The organism is Candidatus Portiera aleyrodidarum (assembly GCF_902713745.1).
GTDB lineage: Bacteria > Pseudomonadota > Gammaproteobacteria > Johnevansiales > Johnevansiaceae > Portiera > Portiera aleyrodidarum_D.
Genome location: NZ_CACTJB010000001.1, coordinates 21443 through 39632 on the forward strand (window position 1 = coordinate 21443; position 18190 = coordinate 39632).

The following is an 18190-nucleotide window of genomic DNA, read 5'->3' on the forward strand; positions in this document are numbered from 1 at the left end:
ATTAATAAAATTATTTATTTACTTTACGTTTTGTTTTCATTTCTTCTCTTAAATAATTACATTAATTACTGATTTTAGCTTCAAACTCAGCTTTTTCCATAGGATCTATGTCCTTGATAGACAATTTAATTTTTCCTTTATTATCTTTGTCTAAAACTTTTACGGTTACAATATCTCCTACATTAAGAAAATCTCTTATATTTTTTACATGTCCTGAACTAATTTGTGAAATATGAACTAAGCCATCTGTTCCAGGCTTTAAATTAACAAAAGCACCAAAATCCATAATACGTATTACTTTACCTCTATATATTTTGTTTAGTTTAGCTTCTTCAGTTATAATCTTAATAGCCTCTATTGCCTTTTGTGAATTAATTTTATTATTAGCAGAAACATGTATTTTACCATCATCAAAAATATCTATTTTTGAATTTGTACTCTCACAAATCTTTTTTATAATTGCACCACCTTTCCCTATTACATTACGTAACTTTTCTGTTTCTATTTTAAATATTTTATTACTAGGTGCTTTATTAGAAATTTTTTTTCTACTTTGACTTATTACTACATTCATTTTCTGACTAATCTTTTTTATGGCTTCTTTAGCTTGATTTAACGTTAATTGTATAATTTCTTTATGATCTATCTCTTTACCTTGTTGTTTTTTTATATCCATTTGTAAAGCAGTTATACCTTTGTTAGTGCCTGCAACTTTAAGATCCATGTCACCAAACTTATCTTCTTCACCTACTATATCTGTGAGTATTAAAAATTGTTCTTTTTTTGTTATCAAACCCATAGCCACACCTGCAACTGTTGAACTTAAAGGCACTCCTGCATCCATTAATGCTAACGAAGCACCACATACAGATGCCATAGAACTTGACCCATTAGATTCAGTTATTTCTGAGACTATTCTTATTGAATAAGGAAAAGCTTTTTTAGATAACACACCAATGATAGCTCTTTTAGCAAGATTACCATGACCAATTTCACGACGTTTTGGTATCCCTAAAAAACCTATTTCACCTACACTATAAGGCGTAAAATTATAATGAAACATTATTTTCTCATAACGTTCTTCTTCTAATCCTTCTATTACTTGAGCATCACGCAAACGTCCTAAAGTAATAGTAGTTATTGCTTGAGTATCTCCCCTACTAAATAAAGCAGAACCATGTGTTTTAGGTAAAATGCCTAATTCAATAGATAATGAACGTATTGTTTTTAAATTACGTCCATCCATACGTTTGTTTGTTTTAAATATTTTATTTCTAAAGATTTTTTTTATTATTAAATTCAAAATGTCATTAATTTTATCATTTTTAAAGTCATTGTTAAACTTTTCTAAAACTTGATTTATTGTTATTATTAATGCTTCTTTTCTTTTAAAAGTTTCCATAATATAAAAAGTATCTTTTATATTAAAAATAAAGTCCTTAATTAATTTATTTTTTAAAAATATATTTACTTTTTTTTTATTATTTTTAGAAGTTGTTTTCTTCTTGTTTTTTTTTAAATCTTCAACAAATTCATTTATACTTTTAATAACTACTTGCATTTTTTTATGAGCATAACAAATAGCGCCTAAAATGATTGCTTCTGTTTTTTCTTTTGCTTCAGCTTCTACCATCAATACTGAATTTTTTGTGCCAGCTACAACTATATCTATTTCAGAATTTATTTCATGAGTTATATTAAGCCAATAACCAATTTCTTTATTAAAACCTACTCTAGCTACTCCCATGGTGTAAAGTAAAGGTATTTCAGAGATACCTATTGCTGCGTATGCCCCAATCATAGCTGCTATATCTGGATTATTTTCAGCAGATAATACAGTACATATTATTTGTACTTCATTTTTATAAAAATTTTTTATGTTAGGTCTGATAGGTCTATCAATGAGTCTTGAAGTTAAAATTTCTTTTTCTGTAGGACGGCCTTCTCTTTTAAAAAATCCACCTGGAATTTTACCCGCTGCATAAATTTTTTCTTGATAAGTTACTGACAAAGGAAAACACTCGGTATTTTTTATATTTTTATTTACAACGACAGTGCATAAAACAACAGTATTATCAATTTGAATAACTACACTGCCATTACTATTTTTAGCTATTTTACCTGTTTCTAAGCTAATATATTTTCCACCATATTTAAAGGTTTTTTTTAAATATAAACTCAATATTTCTTTTCCTTTTTTATGTACATTATTTATGACGTAATTTAAGTTTTTTTATTAAAAATTTATAACGGGCAAGCTTTTTATGTTTTAAATAATTTAACAATTTTCTACGTTTATTTACCATACGAATCAATCCTATTTTCGAATGAAAATCATATTTATTTTGTTTTAAATGAATTTGTAATTTATATATATAATTAGTTAATAAAGCTATTTGAACTTCAGTATAACCTGTATCAAATTTATTTTTACCAAAATTTTTTATAATGGCAGCTTTATTTTTTTTATTATCAGCCATTTTATATATTATCTCCAAAAATTTCTTATTTACAATAAATTATATAATAATTTTATTAATTAATTTGTTTAATTTATAATTGTTATTAATACTTTCATAATAATGAAACCTTAAAGTTGGTATCTGATATACTTTTATATTTCTAGCAAGTTTATATCGTAAATATCCTGAAGCTATTTTTAAAATACTTGCATAAATATTATTTTTTTTATTTTCATTAATTACAGTCCAATATATATCTACAAAATTAATATCTTTACTAAGTATTATAGAATGTATTATTATTATTTTTTTTATTCTTGGATCTTTTAATTTAAAATTTATTAAATAAGCTAAATCTTTTTTTATTTGTTCAGAAATTTTTGTAATGCGATATTTCCTCATAATATGTTTTGAATTGTTTTAACGTTTTAGTTTATTGGTTTGTTTGTTTGTTTGTGATGTTGGTGCTATAAAAATAAAGCTAAATATTAAAGGTCCTTAATATTAGCAATTAAGGCATTGTTTTGGATAAATTTTCTTCTAGGTTTTACGTTATCCCCCATCAATATATTAAAAATTAAATTTGCTTTAAAAATGTCTTGTATCTTTATTTTGAACATTCTTCGTTTTAAGGGGTTCATTGTGGTTTCCCATAATTGATTAGGATTCATTTCTCCTAATCCTTTATATCTTTGTAAATTAAAAGTTTTATCTAAAAAAATGTTAATGAAAAACTCCAATAAATCATAAAATTTCAAACACGTTGTTAATAATTGATTATTTAATAATAACTTAATGTGATGATTAAAATTATTTAATTTATTTATTTGTTTATTTATTTTTATAATTTCTAAATAAGTTTTATAACTTAATAAATATTTATTATTTTTTAATTGATTTTCATTTATTTTTTGTAAATAAAAAACATCATTCAAATAATTTTTTTCTAATTTTAAAGCACTTATTTGCAATTTGTTTGAAATATTATAAACACTTATATAATTAAAAAGTAAATTTTTTATATTTATTTTTGTTTCATTAACTAAAAGTTTTTTTTCTTTTAAACATATTTTGATTGTATGTTTATTTAATTCTTTTTCATTTTTTATATAAATTTCTTTTTTTTTATGTTTAATTTTAAATAAAGGTGGTTGCGCAATATATACAAAGCCTTTTTCAACAAGTTTGGGCATATATCTAAAGAAAAATGTTAATAATAAAGTTCTAATGTGCGATCCATCGACATCTGCATCAGTCATAATTATTATGGTATGATATCGTAAGTTTTTTATATTAAATTCTTTCTTTCCTATTCCGCAACCTAATGCGGTTATTAAAATGCCGATTTCACTTGATAAAAGTATTTTTTCAATTCCTGATTTTTCTACATTAATTATTTTTCCTTTTAAAGCTAAAATAGCTTGAGTACGTCTATCTCTACCTTGTTTGGCTGACCCCCCAGCTGAATCGCCCTCTACAATATATAATTCAGATTTTGCGGGATTGCTTTCTTGACATTCTGATAATTTACCTGGCAAATTAGCAATATCTAAAGCAATTCTTTTTCTAGCTATTTCTCTTGCTTTACGAGAAGAAGCTCTTAATTTTGCAGAATTAATAATTTTATTTACAAGGTTTTTTGATTCTTTAGGATTTTCTAATAAATAATGATAAAACTTTTTATTTAATTCTTTTTCTACTGCTTGTTTTATTTCTGATGAAATTAATTTATTTTTAGTTTGAGAAGAAAATTTGGGATTTTGCATTTTTATAGCTATAATTGCGGTGATTCCTTCCTTTATATCATCACTATTTATTTGATATTTATTTTTTATTTTTTCCTTAAGAATATACGTTTTTATGGTTTTTGTTAAGGCTGTACGAAATCCAATTAAATGAGTACCACCATCTTTTTGTGGTATGTTGTTTGTATAGCATTTTAATAGTTCTTTATAAGAATTATTCCATTGAACTGCTATCTCAATGAAAATATTATGTTTGTTTGAGTGTAAATAAAATATAGGACATATTGTAGTTTTATTTTTATTAAGGAGCATAATATACGCTTGTATTCCACCTTTGTTACACAATAATATTTTTTTTTTGTTGTTAATTAAAAATATTTTTAATTTTTTATTTAAAAAAGATAATTCTTGTAATCTTTTATAAATTATTTTATAATTAAATTGTGTGTTTTTAAAAACCTTTTTTGAAGGTTTAAAAATTAGTTTGGTACCTGTTGTTGTTGTTGTTGTTGTTTTAGTTTTAGTTTTGGTTTTTGTTTTTGTTTTTCCAGCTAGTTTTAATGGAGTTAAAGGTATGCCATTAAAATATAGTTGATTATAAATTTGAGTGTTTCTATAAATGTATAAGTTCATAAACTCGGATAAAGCATTTACTACAGATAAACCTACACCATGTAAACCTCCAGAAACTTTATAAGATTGATTATCAAATTTACCGCCTGAGTGTAATACAGTCATAAGGATTTCGGCAGCTGATATTCCTTCGGAATGTACATCTATAGGGATCCCTCTTCCATTGTCTTCAATTGTTATTATCTTATAGTTCCTAATTTCAAGTATGAGTTCAGTACAATAACCAGATAAATGTTCATCAATAGAATTATCAACGGTTTCAAATAAAAGATGATGCAAACCAGTACCATCATCTGTATTACCTATATACATTCCTGGTCTTTTTTTTACTGGATCTAAGCCCTTTAAGATTTTTATATTAGATGAGTTGTACATAACGTATTTATTAAATAAATAATAGGCATTATAAAAAAAAATTATAGTTTCATTTATTAATTTAAAATTAATTATTTTATTTTTTGTAATTAAATGCTAAGCTTGGCTCTAGTAATATTATTTTATTGTTTGATTTATATAAAATATATAACTAATTTCTCTCACATTCAATTAAAATATCTATGTTATAAACACATAAAATATAAACAACATAACCCATTTAAACAACAACAACCCCTACGCCCCCACAACTATTTTTTGAACTTTACATTTATTTTTTCTTTTAAAAACAGAACTATCTATTAAAAATTAACGTACTTTATATAAGTTAGGTATAAATTATTTGGAAAAGAAAAATGAACTTAATGATCTAGTAAAAAACTAACTTTGTAAAATAATAATATAAATTACTTACTTAAGTATTTCTTCTTATTTTTCTGAAGGATGTTTTAATTAAAAGAAAAGTTTCAATATATTTTTATTTCTTGTGTTTTTAATTCTATTTGTTTTATTTATTTAAAATCTTAAAAAGAAATTAGTTTTATTAATAAGTTATTAAAAAAAATATAACTAAGTATATTAAAAATACATTTAATAATATATAATGAAATATATAAATTAATCAAATTACATTGAAATACTCTTACATATTCTTTAAATAATCTTTTAAAGAAATTACGATTTACTGATTTATTAACCTTGTTTTTTATAAAAAAAATAAATCTAAAATATTTTTTATTAGTTGGAAGTAATCCAAAACAAATAAAATTTTTATTAAATAACTTAAAATTATAAAACTTTGTTTGTTTTATTTTGTTGTGTATAGTTTTTATTTTTAAAAAATTTTTTATTTTATATTTCATTTCATTTCATTATTTACAAATAATGTTACGGTTTTTTTTTCTACGATTGGAAAGAATTTTTATTCCATTTTTTGTAGACATCCGCCTTCTGAAACCATTAACACGTTTTAATTTAATTTTACTAGGTTGAAAAGTCCGTTTCATTAATATATAATCTCCTTTAATATAAATTATATAACACATAATTTATGAAATTCATATAATTAAATTTATATTTTATAGAGTTATTTTAATTAAATCACTTATTTTATTAAGTATAAGTAGGATTATTCCACATTCAACAAATCATATCAAATGTAAAAAAATAAAATCAACAGTTAAAAGCACTGCACATAGAATAAATGCACATAAAATTCAAATCACAAAAAGCAAAGCATCTAAACAAAACCAAAAAACAAACATCATAGCACATCATCTAAAAATACAAAATCAAATATAAAGAAGTTAAAAGCTTCTCAATTCAAAAAACAACATCAAAATCTCAACATCACAAGATAAGCATCTCAAATTACAACATCGACTCGAAGTTAGTGTAGTGTAATGTAATGTGTTATGTTTTAATGTTTTGTAAGTTAATTTTTTTAAAGTTGAGTTAATGTTGTGTTATTTAAGTTGTGGTATGTGTAATGGTGTTGTGTTGTGTGGTTTAAAAAAAATTACATTAATTTAAATTACATTACATTAGTGTAAGTTGGGTTGGTTTATGGTTTGTGGTTTGATTGGTTTAAATTAAATTGGTTTTACATTACATTAAATTAAAGTGTAGTTTGAAGTGTAAGTTAAGTTCAATTTCACAACAGCGGTTCAGTTTAGTTCAAGTTTAGCGTAACTCAAATCAAAAAATTTTAACTAAACTCAAAGCATCTCAATTTAAATAAAAGGCACAGCAGAAAACACAAAACCAAGCTCAGAACAACACAAAACCATTAATAAAAGCACAACAAACCCACAATATACAAAATAAAAGAAAAAAAATGGAAAACATTATAAATTATGGTAATGGCAGAGTTATATCTGCCCCTATAAAGTGGATACTTTGTAAAATTAATTTGGTTATTATTAATTGGGGTTTTTCTATAATAATTTTAACAATTTTTATAAAGTTTATGTTATTACCATTATCATATATTTCTTATAAAACAATAATTAAAATACGCAAAATCAAACCTAAATTACATAATCTAGAAAATCAAAAACAAGATAAAAAAAAAATAACCGAAGAACTAATAAAAATATATACAAAAGAAAAAATAAATCCATTTAATAGTTGTTTGCCTGTAATAATGCAAACCCCTATTTTTATTTCTTTATATTGGACTTTAACCACATCAATAGAATTAAAAAATTCTCCGTTTATTTTATGGATTAAAGATTTATCATTAATGGATCCATATTTTATTTTGCCTATAGCAATGGGCTTGTCTATATTAATTCAACAAAAGATAAATAACAAAGAAAATAAAAAAAATAACATAATAAAAATACTGCCTATAATATTTACTTTGTTTTTTTTATGGTTTCCTTCTTGTTTATTAATTTATTGGATAACTAATAATATTATGTCAATCATACAACAATATTTGATATTAAAAAATTATGAAAAAAAATGATATTATCTGCGCAAAAGCCACATTATATGGTCATTCAAGTGTTGGCATTATTAGAATTTCAGGTGATGATAAAGTAAATAGAATTTCTAAACAATTATTAGGATTTATTCCTAAATCTAGACATGCATATTATACACCTTTTTTGGATATAAATAAAAAAATAATTGATAAAGGGATAGCCTTATTTTTTAAATCTCCTAAGTCTTATACTGGAGAAAATATACTTGAAATACAAACTCATGGAGGCCCAATAATTTTAGATCTTATTGTAAGATATGTAATAAATTTAGGTGCTAGGTTAGCAAAACCAGGAGAATTTACAGAAAGAGCGTTTTTAAATAATAAAATAGATTTAATACAAGCTGAGTCAGTATTTGATATAATAAAAGCAAATTCTAAATTAACTTTAAAAACCGCTATTAATTCGTTTGAAGGAGTTTTTTCTAAAAATATAAAAAAAATAATTAAAGAAATAATAATTTTGCGTATAAATGTCGAAGCTATGATAAATTTTCCAAATGAGTTTAAAGAAGAAATAATAATAAAAAAAACAATAACAAAAACAAATATTTTAAACAAAATAAAAAAAATATTTTATTTATTAATGACATTAAAAAAAAAAGCTTTTAAAGGCTATTTAATTAATACTAAATTTAAAATAGTAATTGTAGGTAAACCAAATGTAGGAAAATCAAGTTTATTTAATTGTTTAACGAAAAAGGATAATGCAATAATTACAAATATTAAAGGAACGACAAGAGATTTATTAAAAGTAAATATATTTTTATATGGCATACCTATCATATTAATTGATACAGCAGGAATAAGACAAGATGAAAAAAATATAAATGTAATAGAAAAAATAGGAATAAAACGTGCAATTGAAGAAATAAAAACAGCAGATTTACTTTTAATATTATTAGATAATAAGGAAAATAATATAGATATATTTAAAAAATATTTAAAAAAAAATGCACTTGTTTTAAGGAATAAAATAGATTTAATAAAAAATAAAGAAATAAAACAAGATAAAAAAATTATAAATATTTCAACAAAAACACAACAAGGAATAAAAAAATTAAAACAAAATATAAAAAAAACAATTTTAAAAAAAACCATTAAAAATAAAATAAAAGATGAAAATGTATTTTGTGTAAAACACCGTCAATTTTATTTTTTAGAAAAAACCATTAATTATTATATAAGAAATATTTGCAATGATATAAATGAAAGATTAGCTGAAAACCTATATATATTACAAAAATATTTAGAAGAAATTGTTGGTTTTAATTTAAAAAAAAATATTTTAAAAAAAATTTTTAACAACTTTTGTATAGGCAAATAATAGTATGAACATTTATGAAATAATAGTAGTAGGGGGAGGACATTCCGGAGTTGAAGCTAGTTTAGCAGCATCCAAAATAGGTGTAAAAACGTTACTTTTAACTGATAATGTAGAAACACTAGGTAATTTTTCTTGTAATCCGTCGATAGGTGGCATAGGAAAAAGTCAAATAGTAAAAGAAATAGATGCATTAGGAGGTATAATGGCAATGGCAACAGATTATTCTGGAATACAGTGTAGGATATTAAATGATAGTAAAGGACCTGCAGTAAGATCTACAAGGGTTCAAATAGATCGTAATTTATATAAAAAATTTATAAAAAAAGTAATAAAAAAGCAAAAAAATTTAAAAGTCATACAACAGACCGTTATAGATTTAATAATAAAAAATAATAAAGTTAAAGGTGTTATAACGTCGGAAGGTATATGTTTTTATAGCAAAAAAGTAATATTGTGCAATGGCACCTTTTTAGGAGGAAAAATTTATATAGGATTAAATAAATTTATAGGTGGTAGAATAAATGATAATAATTCAAATATTTTAGCAAAAAAGATAAAAGAATTACCCTTTAAAGTTTCTAGATTAAAAACAGGTACGCCCCCAAGAATAGATGCTAAAAGTATTAACATTTGTAAATTAGAAAAACAAGCAGGCATTGTTCCTATACCTAATATGTCTTTGTTTTATATAAAAAAAAAACAAAGAAAACAAGTAAATTGTTTTATCACATATACAAATAAATATACCCATGAAATTTTAGTAAATAATATATATAAATCACCTATATTTGCTGGCCAAATAAAAGGTATTGGCCCTCGATATTGTCCTTCTATTGAAGATAAAATTTATAGGTTTTCAAATAGAAAAAGACATCAAATATTTTTAGAACCAGAAAATTTGAATTTTAAGGAAGTTTATCCGAATGGAATTTCTACTATTTTACCTTTTAATTTACAAAAAAAACTTATCAAAAGTATCTCCGGTTTAGAAAAATCTTATATAACCAGACCAGGTTATGCAATAGAATATTTTTATATAGATCCACGCAATTTAAACCCTACATTAGAAACAAAATTTATAAAAAATTTATATTTTGCTGGCCAAATAAATGGTACAACCGGATATGAAGAAGCAGCTGCACAAGGATTAATAGCAGGAATAAATGCTTCAATAAATATAAAAGGATTAGAAGAATGGTGTCCTAAACGTAATAATTCTTATATTGGGGTTATGATAGATGATTTAATCAACAAAGGAACAAATGAACCATATAGGATGTTTACTTCAAGAGCAGAATATAGATTATTATTACGAGAAGATAATGCAGATTTACGCTTAACTGAAATAGGTTATAAATTAGGTCTAATAAAAAAATATCGTTATGTTCATTATATAAAGAAAAGTAAAAAAATAGAACAAGAAATTAATAGATTAAAAAAAATGTTTTTCATTTCACATAAAAATATAAAAAATAAATTAAAAAACAATGGTATAATTAACATAAAAAAACTGAAATTTATTGATTTAGTAAGATATATAAAATGTTTTGATAAGTTATTACCAAATGAAATAATAAAACAAATAAAAATACAGATACAATATAAAGGATATATTGAACGTCAAAAAAAAGAAGTAAAAAATATGAAAAAATATTGTTACCTATTAAATATGATTGGAAGTGTCTTGGCATTGCAAAAGAAATATATAAAACATTAGCAAAAAGGTTTAATGAGTATGAGTTACTCAAGCTGCTATATCCAGCATATTATTTTATTTAAAACAAATACAAAAAAGATTTTAAATAATTAAAACACAAACCAAAAACTTAAAACAAAATAACTAAATAAACAAAAACTTAAAACAACCACACAACAACAAAATATAAAAATGAATAATTTATTTCTTTTTTTTATTATTACATTAATATTTTTATTTATCATAAGTATTATATCTTATTTTCTAGGTACTTACAGTTGGTCGCCCAATAAAGATATTCCTTTTGAATCTGGAATAATTTCTAGTGATTCTATAAAAAAAATTAATTACTTTGCTAAATTTTATATTTTAGCGATTTTATTTGTGATTTTTGATTTAGAAGCTATTTATTTATTTAGTTGGGCGATTGCAATTAGAGAAATAGGATGGCCTGGGTTCATAGGAATAGTTATATTTATTTTTATATTGTTAATAGGGTTAATATATGACATATGTAATGGAGTGTTTGAGTAAAACAAATTAAATTGGAGAACATAATGAAATACATATTTAAAAAAATATATTTGAACAAAATAAATAAAGACAAAGTCGTTGAACAAATACGAAATAATATTTGGTTATGCAAACTAAAAAATATTTCTAAATTATTAATTAACTGGGGACGTAAAAATTCTTTATGGCCTTTCAATTTTGGATTATCATGTTGTTATGTAGAAATGACAACTTCATTTACATCGCCACATGACATATCTAGATTTGGATCAGAAGTTATTAGATCTTCGCCCCGTCAATCAGATTTAATGGTAATTGCTGGAACTTGTTTTATCAAAATGGCACCAATTATACAACATTTATATGATCAAATGTTAGATCCAAAATGGGTTATTTCAATGGGTTCTTGCGCAAATTCAGGTGGAATGTATGATAGTTATTCAGTAGTACAAGGAGTTGATAAATTTTTACCTGTAGATGTGTATATACCAGGATGCCCTCCAAGACCAGAAGCTTTTTTACAAGGATTACAATTATTACAAAATTCAATGCATAAAGAAAGACGACCTTTGTCTTGGATGGTCGGAAACCAGACTATTTTTAGGAATGATATGCCAAATCAAAAACAAAAAAAATATATTAAACGGCTTAAAACAAAAAATTTACGAAAACCAAATAATGTTTAACAAAAAATTAAAAAAACAAGAACAATTTGTTTTAAAATTATTATATAAAAATTTTGGAAAAAAAAATATTTTGTATTCTCAACAAACTTTTATGGACATGCCAGTTATTTGGGTAAATCCTTATAAATTGTTTGATATAATTAAATTTTTTCGTTATGGTAAGAAAGAATATATGTTTGATATGTTATATGATTTACATTGCATAGATGAACGTTTAAGAAATAACAGAAACAATTTACCAAAGGCAGATTTTACAGTATTTTACCATTTATTATCATTTAAAAATAAATATGATTTAATAATAAAGGTTGCTTTAATTGAACCAACGTTATTATTGCCATCAATTGTTAATATTTGGAAAAATGCAAATTGGTATGAACGTGAGGTATATGATATGTTTGGAATAAAATTTTATGGCCACCCTAATTTAAGAAGAATATTAATGCCTTTAAATTGGAAAGGATATCCATTGCGTAAAGATTATCCATCAAGAGCAACTGAATTTAAAATTTTTAATATTGATAGATATAATCAATACAAAGAACAATATTCATTATGTTTTATTCCTGAAGAATGGGGTTTTTCAAATAATAAGAATAATATGTTTTTAAATTTTGGTCCAAATCATCCATCAGCACACGGTGCTTTTAGAATACTTTTACAAATTTATGGAGAAAAAATATTAAAATGTGTGCCAGATATAGGATACCATCATCGTGGAGCAGAAAAAATGGGAGAAAGACAAACATGGCATAGTTATATACCTTATACAGACAGAATTGATTATACAGGAGGTGTCATAAATAATATCCCTTATATACTAGCAATTGAAAAAATCGCAAATATAAAAGTTTCTGAAAGAACCAAAATAATACGTATTATTTTAATGGAAATTTTTAGAATAAACTCACATATGTTATTTTTAGGGACTTTTTTACAAGATTTAGGCGCAATGAGTACAGTGTTTTTTACATTTACAGACAGACAAAAATGTTATGAAATAATAGAAGCTATTACTGGTTTTCGCATGCACCCTGCTTGGTTTCGTATTGGAGGTATAGCTCATGATTTGCCAAAAGGATGGTATAAATTAATCAAGAATTTTATTAACTGGATAAATAAAAGGCTTAAAGAATATAATAAAGCAATGATGAATAATTACATATTACGAAAACGTACTAAATTTATTGCTTCTTATAATACTAAAGAAGCGTTTGAATGGGGTATTACAGGGCCAAATTTAAGAGCTACAGGTTTTGACTTTGATGTAAGAAAAAATAGACCTTATTCAGGATATGAAAATTTAGAATTTGATATACCAATTGGTAATAATGGAGATGTATTTGATAGAGCGCAAATAAGAATTGAAGAAATGTATCAAAGTCTACGTATCATTAACCAATGTATAAATAACGTCCCAGAAGGGGATATAACACTCGAACATCCTTTAGTTACACCTCCTAATAGAAAAAATATGTTAAATAATATAGAAACATTAATTACGCATTTTTTACAAATTTCTTGGGGTAATATTTTAGAACCAAATGAAACTTTTCAAATGATAGAAGCAACTAAGGGACTTAATAGTTATTATTTAGTATCTGACGGCAATACAACAAGTTATCGCACTCGCATTCGTACTCCTAGTTATCCTAACTTACAGCATCTATCTACAATTCTGAAAGGAGTATATATTTCAGACATGATAGCACATATTGCAAGTATTGATTTTGTAATGGCAGATGTTGATCGTTAATTTAAATAATGGAATAAATTATGGGAAAATGTTTTATTAAGAAAATAAATATTTTAACCAAAGAAGAAAAAACAGAAATTATTATTGAAAAAAATAACTATGAAAATAGTAAAGCAGCTTCAATTTGCGCTTTGAAAATAATACAAAAATATAGAGGTTGGGTATCAGATCTTGTTATAAATGAAATTGCAAATATAATAGGAATAAATCCAACGGAGCTCGATAGTATAGCCACCTTTTATAATTTAATTTACAGAAAACCTATTGGAACAAATAGAATTTTATTATGTAATAGTATTACGTGCTATATAAATGGATATAAAAAGATTTATAAAATTTTAAAAAATTTGTTAGGAATAAGTATGGGAGAAACTACTAAGGATAAACGTTTTACATTATTGACAGTATGTTGTTTAGGTAATTGTGATAAAGCTCCAAATATGATGATAAATAATGAGATTTATTATAATTTAATTAAAAAAAATATTTTTAACATATTGGAGTTTTACAAATAATGATTAATAAACGCAAACGCCTTACTTCTTTTTGTACAGCTAATTTAATCAAAAAATCAAAAGAAACTCATCCTTTGACTTGGCGCTTAAATAAAGAAGGTAATGCAATTTTGTTAAATGAATACATACAAAAAGATGGATATAATGCTGTGAAACGCACTTTAAATAAATTGTCACCAAATGAAGTAATAACAAAAATAAAAGAATCTGGTTTAAAAGGTCGAGGAGGTGCTGGGTTTATAACTGGAATAAAATGGAGTTTAACAAATGAAAAAAGTTTGTTATTATGTAATGCTGATGAAATGGAACCTAATACATATAAAGATAGATTATTTTTAGAACAAGAACCTCATTTGTTAATAGAAGGTATGATAATTGCAGCTTACGCAAATAATTCTAAAAAGGGGTATATTTTTATAAGAGGAGAATATATTGATGCAATAAATATTATTAATGTTGCTATAAAAGAAGCTCGTAAAAAAAAGTTTTTAGGAAAGAATATTTTAAATTCTGAGTTTTCTTTTGATATATGTGTGCATTCAGGAGCTGGAAGATATATTTGTGGTGAAGAAACTGCATTAATTAATTCATTAGAAGGACATAGAGCAAATCCAAGAAGAAAGCCACCTTTTCCAGGTCAAATAGGTGCTTGGGGTAAACCCACAGTAATAAATAATGTAGAAACATTTTGTAATATTCCTGCTATTATAAATTATGGTCTTAATTGGTATCAGAATTTATGTTTACCTGGATCAGAAGATTATGGTACTAAGCTTATGGGTTGTTCAGGTAAAGTAAAGAATCCTGGATTGTGGGAATTTCCAATGGGAATAACAGCTAGGGAAATTTTTGAAGATTTTGCTGGAGGAATGATTAATGGTTATAAATTAAAAGCTTGGCAGCCAGGTGGGTCAAGCACAGGAATTTTATTACCAAAACATTTACAAGTTAAAATGTGCTCAAATGGAATAAGGAAATTAGGCACCAGAATTGGTACGGCTAGTTTATTGGCTATTGATGATACTATTAACATAGTCTCTTTATTAAAAAATATAGAAAAATTTTTTTATAGAGAATCATGTGGTTGGTGCACTCCGTGTAGAGAAGGATTACCATGGATTGTAAATATATTAAAAAATTTAGAAAATAATAAAGGTAAATATAAAGATTTAGATATTTTAATAGATTTAACAAACCAATTAACTAATGGAAAAACTTTTTGTGCTCTTGCACCTGGAGCAATAGAACCTTTACGTAGTGCCATAAAATATTTTCGTATTGATTTTGATAAGTTAATGGTTTAATTATGACAATTATAAATGTAGATAATAAAGATTATGAAATAAAAAATAATTATAAAAATTTATTAGAGATATGTTTATCTTTTGGGGTTGACATTCCTTATTTTTGTTGGCACCCTATCTTAGGAAGTGTAGGGTCTTGCAGGCAATGTATAATTAAAAGATATAATAATAGAGATGATACAATAGGACATCTGATTATTTCTTGTATAACAAGAGTAAGAAATTTTGATTTTATAGCTACAAAAGACGAAGAATCTTTAAATTGCCGCTCTAAAATAATTGAATTATTTATGGTTAATCATCCTCATGATTGCCCAGTGTGTGAAGAAGGTGGACACTGTCATCTGCAAGATATGACCGTTATGCTGAAACACAATAGCCGAAGATATAATTTTAATAAAAGAACTCATAAAAACCAATATTTAGGACCTTTTATAAATCACGAAATGAATAGATGTATTTCGTGTTATCGTTGTATAAGATTTTATAAAGATTATGCAGGGGGTAAAGATTTAGGAGTTTTTGGTAGCAGCAATAATATATATTTTGGTAGACTTATGAATGGAAAATTAGAAAATGAATTTTCTGGAAATTTAATAGAAATATGTCCAACTGGAGTTTTTACAGACAAACCATATTCTATGCATTATGCACGAAAATGGGATTTACAATATGCTCCAAGCATATGCACAGGATGTGCTTGCGGTTGTAATTTAAATATAGGAGAACGTTATGGTAAAATTCGTAAAATAGAAAATCGTTTTAATAGAAAAATTAATAATTATTTTATATGTGATAGAGGACGTTTTGGTTATGGTTATATAAATAGTTCAAATCGTAATCGTATACCTTTTATCAACAACAATCCTATTAAATCAATAGATATAGCAATTGATTATAGTGTTGATTTGTTAAACACAGCTAATAGAATCATTGGAATAGGTTCTCCAAGAGCTAGCATAGAAAGTAATTTTGCATTATGCAAGTTAGTTGGAAAAAAAAATTTTTCCAATGGTATTGAAAAGAATGAATTAGAGTGTCTAAAATTAAATTTAGATGTTTTATCTGAAGGTGCTTTACCTTCTTCTTCAATTGTTGATATTGAAGCTCATGATATTATCATTATTTTAGGTGAAGATATTACTCAAGTTTCAGCAAGAATTGCATTAGCAGTAAGGCAAGCCGCTCAAAAATGTTCGTTTAATATTGCAAAAAAATATAAAATTTATGAATGGGACATTAATTCTGTAAATAATATTTATAATGAAAATAAAAATCCTATTTATATGTTTACAACAAATAAAACAATATTAGATGATGTTGCTTATCAATTGATTCTATGCACCAAAGAAGAAATTACAAAATTTGGATTTGCATTAGCTAATTGTGTGGATCATAAATCCCCAAAAATTAAGTTAAAATCTTTTAAATTTAAAAATAAAAAAATTTTATTAAAAATTTTAAATAAATTACGTTGTTCAAAAAGACCCTTAATTATTAGCGGTTGTTCACTTAAATATTCTTTAATTTTAAAAGCTGCTTATAATATATCTCTTGCCTTTAAATTTTTAGAAAAAAAAGGTTCTATAATTTTAAATAGTAATGAATCTAATAGTATTGGAGTTACTATGTTAGGCGGTAAATCATTAGATTGGGCCTTAAATAAACTAATTAAAAATAAAGCAGATGCAGTAATAATCTTAGAAAATAATATTTATCGTCGCAACAAATCCTCTTTAGTTTTTAATGCTTTAAAAAATAAAAAAATTATTTTGATTGATTATCAAAGAAATACAACAGTTGATAATGCTAATGTTGTTTTACCTGCAGCAACCAATGCGGAAGGAAATGGGACCTTAATTAATTATGAAGGTAGAGCACAAAGATTTTTTAAAATTTATGAACCAAGTTATTATTGTATAGGAAATTTAACAAAAGAAAGTTGGAGATGGTTGCATGCTTTAAGTATAGCAAAAACAAATGGTAGGTTAAAATGGGTACATCTAAATGATGTACTCAAAGTATGTTCTAAATATAATCCTATTTTCAATAAGATATTAAACTTAACACAATTTCAAATAAAATTAGCACGGTTACCTAACAGATTTAGTGGGCGCACTGCTATTAATTCAAATATTCAACTGAATGAAAAAAAAAGTCCTAAAGATATTGCTTCAAAATTTACGTTTTCAACTAAAGGTTATAATTGTTCGGAAATAGCATTTGCTTGGTATCCTGGTTGGAACTCGCCTCAAGCATGGAATAAATTTCAAAAGGAAATTGGTGTAAATTTATATGCAGGGAATCCAGGAATTAGGTTAATAAACAATTGTAAAAAGAACAAAGAATTATCATATTACAATAATGTTAAGTGTGAAAAAAATAAAAGCTGGCAAATCATTCCTATATATCATTTATTAGGTAGTGAAGAAAATAGTGCATTAACAAATTCTATAAAAAAATGTACGACAAAGCCTTATATAAGGATAAATAAACATGATATAAATTTGCTAAAATTAACTCCAGGTTCTAAAATTAAAGCAATTGTAAATAACAATGAATTAAATATTATAATTAAAAGCACTAATAAAATGCGTAATGGTATTATAGGTTTTCCGTGTGGAATTAATGGGATACCAGCAGAAGTTTTTGGTATGTGTTTTAAATATTTAATAATAAAATAATTA

The 18190-nt window shown here is 24.6% G+C and carries 15 protein-coding genes; 9 read left to right on the forward strand and 6 right to left on the reverse strand.

The features are described 5' to 3' along the window. Window positions 1–61: 61 nt before the first annotated feature. The 6 genes from pnp to rpmH all read right to left on the reverse strand — a co-directional run bounded on the left by pnp (window position 62) and on the right by rpmH (window position 6222). Window positions 62–2182 (reverse strand): polyribonucleotide nucleotidyltransferase, encoded by a 2121-nt coding sequence (pnp, locus tag H7S46_RS00090; protein ID WP_183042830.1) that lies wholly within the window; start codon window positions 2180–2182, stop codon window positions 62–64. Window positions 2183–2207: 25 nt separating this feature from the next. Then, window positions 2208–2480 carry a 30S ribosomal protein S15 gene (gene rpsO, locus H7S46_RS00095; RefSeq protein ID WP_183042831.1) on the reverse strand — a complete coding sequence of 91 codons (273 nt, stop codon included), beginning with the start codon at window positions 2478–2480 and terminating at the stop codon, window positions 2208–2210. A 39-nt stretch (window positions 2481–2519) separates the two neighbouring features. Continuing rightward, complete coding sequence (gene rbfA / locus H7S46_RS00100; protein WP_183042832.1) at window positions 2520–2864, reverse strand: 30S ribosome-binding factor RbfA; 345 nt, start codon at window positions 2862–2864, stop codon at window positions 2520–2522. Between the two features lie 86 nt (window positions 2865–2950). After that, window positions 2951–5215, reverse strand: a complete 2265-nt coding sequence (locus tag H7S46_RS00105; protein ID WP_183042833.1) for a DNA gyrase subunit B — start codon at window positions 5213–5215, stop codon at window positions 2951–2953. A gap of 524 nt (window positions 5216–5739) precedes the next feature. Beyond that, window positions 5740–6078: a ribonuclease P protein component gene (locus tag H7S46_RS00110; RefSeq protein ID WP_183042834.1), complete on the reverse strand. Its 339-nt coding sequence runs from the start codon at window positions 6076–6078 to the stop codon at window positions 5740–5742. Between the two features lie 9 nt (window positions 6079–6087). After that, window positions 6088–6222, reverse strand: a complete 135-nt coding sequence (gene rpmH, locus H7S46_RS00115; RefSeq protein WP_183042923.1) for a 50S ribosomal protein L34 — start codon at window positions 6220–6222, stop codon at window positions 6088–6090. 830 nt (window positions 6223–7052) lie between these two features. Between rpmH and yidC the strand changes: the two genes are divergently transcribed. The 9 genes from yidC to nuoG all read left to right on the forward strand — a co-directional run bounded on the left by yidC (window position 7053) and on the right by nuoG (window position 18187). Further along, entirely contained in the window at window positions 7053–7688 is a 636-nt protein-coding gene (gene yidC, locus H7S46_RS00120; RefSeq protein ID WP_183042835.1) for a membrane protein insertase YidC, read from the forward strand. After that, window positions 7675–9033: a tRNA uridine-5-carboxymethylaminomethyl(34) synthesis GTPase MnmE gene (mnmE, locus tag H7S46_RS00125; protein ID WP_183042836.1), complete on the forward strand. Its 1359-nt coding sequence runs from the start codon at window positions 7675–7677 to the stop codon at window positions 9031–9033. The genes yidC and mnmE overlap by 14 nt, the downstream gene beginning before the upstream one ends. A gap of 4 nt (window positions 9034–9037) precedes the next feature. Further along, window positions 9038–10750: a tRNA uridine-5-carboxymethylaminomethyl(34) synthesis enzyme MnmG gene (gene mnmG, locus H7S46_RS00130; protein ID WP_183042837.1), complete on the forward strand. Its 1713-nt coding sequence runs from the start codon at window positions 9038–9040 to the stop codon at window positions 10748–10750. Between the two features lie 171 nt (window positions 10751–10921). After that, window positions 10922–11263 carry an NADH-quinone oxidoreductase subunit A gene (ndhC, locus tag H7S46_RS00135; protein WP_183042838.1) on the forward strand — a complete coding sequence of 114 codons (342 nt, stop codon included), beginning with the start codon at window positions 10922–10924 and terminating at the stop codon, window positions 11261–11263. Between the two features lie 23 nt (window positions 11264–11286). Continuing rightward, window positions 11287–11928 carry an NADH-quinone oxidoreductase subunit B gene (locus tag H7S46_RS00140; RefSeq protein WP_183042839.1) on the forward strand — a complete coding sequence of 214 codons (642 nt, stop codon included), beginning with the start codon at window positions 11287–11289 and terminating at the stop codon, window positions 11926–11928. Next, complete coding sequence (gene nuoC, locus H7S46_RS00145; protein WP_416354234.1) at window positions 11903–13684, forward strand: NADH-quinone oxidoreductase subunit C/D; 1782 nt, start codon at window positions 11903–11905, stop codon at window positions 13682–13684. Before H7S46_RS00140 ends, nuoC begins: the two co-directional genes overlap by 26 nt. 35 nt (window positions 13685–13719) lie before the next feature. Then, window positions 13720–14199 carry an NADH-quinone oxidoreductase subunit NuoE gene (gene nuoE / locus H7S46_RS00150; protein WP_183042925.1) on the forward strand — a complete coding sequence of 160 codons (480 nt, stop codon included), beginning with the start codon at window positions 13720–13722 and terminating at the stop codon, window positions 14197–14199. After that, window positions 14199–15503, forward strand: coding sequence for an NADH-quinone oxidoreductase subunit NuoF (nuoF, locus tag H7S46_RS00155; protein WP_183042840.1), 1305 nt, complete (start codon window positions 14199–14201; stop codon window positions 15501–15503). Before nuoE ends, nuoF begins: the two co-directional genes overlap by 1 nt. Before the next feature lie 2 nt (window positions 15504–15505). Continuing rightward, a complete protein-coding gene (gene nuoG / locus H7S46_RS00160) occupies window positions 15506–18187 on the forward strand; it encodes an NADH-quinone oxidoreductase subunit NuoG (protein WP_183042841.1) in 2682 nt (893 codons plus the stop codon). Window positions 18188–18190: the final 3 nt, after the last annotated feature.

Bases quoted from the DNA above. Each gene is read 5' to 3' on its own strand.
- rpsO (WP_183042831.1), bottom strand. From the start codon at position 2,480: ATGGCTGATAATAAAAAAAATAAAGCTGCCATTATAAAAAATTTTGGT.
- rbfA (WP_183042832.1), bottom strand. From the start codon at position 2,864: ATGAGGAAATATCGCATTACAAAAATTTCTGAACAAATAAAAAAAGAT.
- H7S46_RS00105 (WP_183042833.1), bottom strand. From the start codon at position 5,215: ATGTACAACTCATCTAATATAAAAATCTTAAAGGGCTTAGATCCAGTA.
- H7S46_RS00110 (WP_183042834.1), bottom strand. From the start codon at position 6,078: ATGAAATATAAAATAAAAAATTTTTTAAAAATAAAAACTATACACAAC.
- rpmH (WP_183042923.1), bottom strand. From the start codon at position 6,222: ATGAAACGGACTTTTCAACCTAGTAAAATTAAATTAAAACGTGTTAAT.
- yidC (WP_183042835.1), top strand. From the start codon at position 7,053: ATGGAAAACATTATAAATTATGGTAATGGCAGAGTTATATCTGCCCCT.
- mnmE (WP_183042836.1), top strand. From the start codon at position 7,675: ATGAAAAAAAATGATATTATCTGCGCAAAAGCCACATTATATGGTCAT.
- mnmG (WP_183042837.1), top strand. From the start codon at position 9,038: ATGAACATTTATGAAATAATAGTAGTAGGGGGAGGACATTCCGGAGTT.
- ndhC (WP_183042838.1), top strand. From the start codon at position 10,922: ATGAATAATTTATTTCTTTTTTTTATTATTACATTAATATTTTTATTT.
- H7S46_RS00140 (WP_183042839.1), top strand. From the start codon at position 11,287: ATGAAATACATATTTAAAAAAATATATTTGAACAAAATAAATAAAGAC.
- nuoF (WP_183042840.1), top strand. From the start codon at position 14,199: ATGATTAATAAACGCAAACGCCTTACTTCTTTTTGTACAGCTAATTTA.
- nuoG (WP_183042841.1), top strand. From the start codon at position 15,506: ATGACAATTATAAATGTAGATAATAAAGATTATGAAATAAAAAATAAT.